A 1,668-nucleotide genomic window follows, 5' to 3' on the forward strand; every position below is an offset into this window, starting at 1 on the left:
GGGGGGGGGGTGGGGGGGCCCGCCCCCGCCCCGCCCGCGCGGGGGGGGGCGGGGGGGGGGCGCCCCCCCCCGGCGCCCCCCGGGGGGGGGGGCGGGGGGGGTTAGACGAAGACGGCGAGGCTCTTGGTCTTGCCGTCCTGCTCCTCGACCAAGGCCAGGAAGCGGCCGGTGGGGTCGAAGACGGCGATGGGGCCGTCCACGGCGAGACCCGGGGCCGTCAGACGGGCCCCGTTGCCGAGGAGCCGGGCCTGTTCGTCGGTCACGTCCCAGCGGGGGAAGGCGGCTGCCGCGGCGTCGGCGATGGGCAGCACCGTCAGCGTGGCCTCCAGTTCCGCCAGCGTGTGCGCCCCGTCCAGGCCGTAGGGGCCGACCCGGGTGCGCCGCAGCGCGGTGAGGTGGCCCCCCGTTCCGAGGTCGGCGCCGAGGTCGCGGGCGAGCGCCCGGATGTACGTACCGGAGGAGCACACGACGGTCACGTCGAGGTCCAGGACGTCCGTACCGTCGTCGGCGACGGCCTGTCGCACCTCGTGCACGGCGAACGTGGAGACCGTGACGGGGCGGGCCGGGATGTCGAACTCCTCGCCCTCCCGGACCCGCGAGTACGACCGCTTGCCGTCGATCTTGATGGCGCTGACCTTCGACGGAACCTGCTGGATGGCGCCGGTCAGCTTGGCCACGCCGGTGTCGACGGCCGCCCGCTGCACGCCGACGGCGCCGGCGGACGCGGTGATCTCGCCCTCCGCGTCGTCGGTCACGGTGTTCTGGCCGAGTCGGATCGTCGCCGCGTACTCCTTCTCGGTCAGCGCCAGGTACCCGAGCAGCCGGGTCGCCTTCTCCACCCCGATGACCAGCACGCCGGTCGCCATGGGGTCGAGCGTGCCGGCGTGGCCGACGCGACGGGTCCCCGCGAAGCGGCGCAGCTTGGCCACCACGTCGTGCGAGGTGTAGCCGGCCGGCTTGTCCACGATCACCAGTCCGCTGGGACCGGTCCCCTTGCCCTTCATGCCTTCGGGGTGCCCTCGCTGCCCTGGCCCTCGTCCGGGGCCCCGCCGTCCTCGTCGTCCTCTTCCGGCTTGCGGTACGGGTCGGCGTCGCCCGCGTACGTGGCGCCCTCGGACGCCTCGCGCACCTGGGCGTCCGAGGCCTTGGCCTTGGCCAGCAGGTCGTCGATGGTGCGGGCGTTGTCCGGGAGGGCGTCGGGGACGAACGTCAGCGTGGGGGTGAACCGCACGCCGGTCTGGCGGCCCACCTCCGAGCGCAGTACGCCCTTGGCGCTCTCCAGCGCCGCGGCGGACGCGGTGCGCTCCTCCTCGTCGCCGAAGACCGTGTAGAAGACGGTCGCCTCCCGTAGGTCACCGGTAACCCGGGTGTCCGTGATCGTCACGTAGCCCAGCCGCGGGTCCTTGATGCGGCGCTGGAGGGTCTCCGCGACGACCACCCGGATGCGGTCAGCCAGCTTGCGTGCCCGCGCGGTGTCGGTCATGCGTCTTCTTCTCTCTTCTTCGGTTCACGTATCACGTCACCGGATGCGGCTTCCCGCATCCGGCGCCCCGTGGGTCGGGCCCCGGGGGGGGGGGGGCGCGCCCGGGCCCGCGCCCCCCGCGGCCGCGGCAGACACCCCGCCCGCGGCGCGCTCGGGGGGCGCCCACCCGCGGCGCCCCCCCCGCG

General features: G+C 75.3%; 2 protein-coding genes. Both read right to left on the bottom strand.

The features are described 5' to 3' along the window. Window positions 1-101: 101 nt before the first annotated feature. Window positions 102-1,004 (bottom strand): tRNA pseudouridine(55) synthase TruB, encoded by a 903-nt coding sequence (truB, locus tag AAHZ94_RS33700; protein ID WP_349997499.1) that lies wholly within the window; start codon window positions 1,002-1,004, stop codon window positions 102-104. Then, the gene (gene rbfA, locus AAHZ94_RS33705; protein WP_349997500.1) at window positions 1,001-1,483 is read right to left on the bottom strand and encodes a 30S ribosome-binding factor RbfA; all 483 of its coding nucleotides are present in this window, start codon (window positions 1,481-1,483) and stop codon (window positions 1,001-1,003) included. Before rbfA ends, truB begins: the two co-directional genes overlap by 4 nt. Window positions 1,484-1,668 lie beyond the last annotated feature (185 nt).

This window comes from Streptomyces sp. HSW2009, from assembly GCF_040240285.1.
Lineage (GTDB): Bacteria > Actinomycetota > Actinomycetes > Streptomycetales > Streptomycetaceae > Streptomyces.

What these genes read in the sequence shown, in the direction of transcription:
- rbfA (WP_349997500.1), bottom strand. Translation starts at nt 1,483, where the DNA reads ATGACCGACACCGCGCGGGCACGCAAGCTGGCTGACCGCATCCGGGTG.
- truB (WP_349997499.1), bottom strand. Translation starts at nt 1,004, where the DNA reads ATGAAGGGCAAGGGGACCGGTCCCAGCGGACTGGTGATCGTGGACAAG.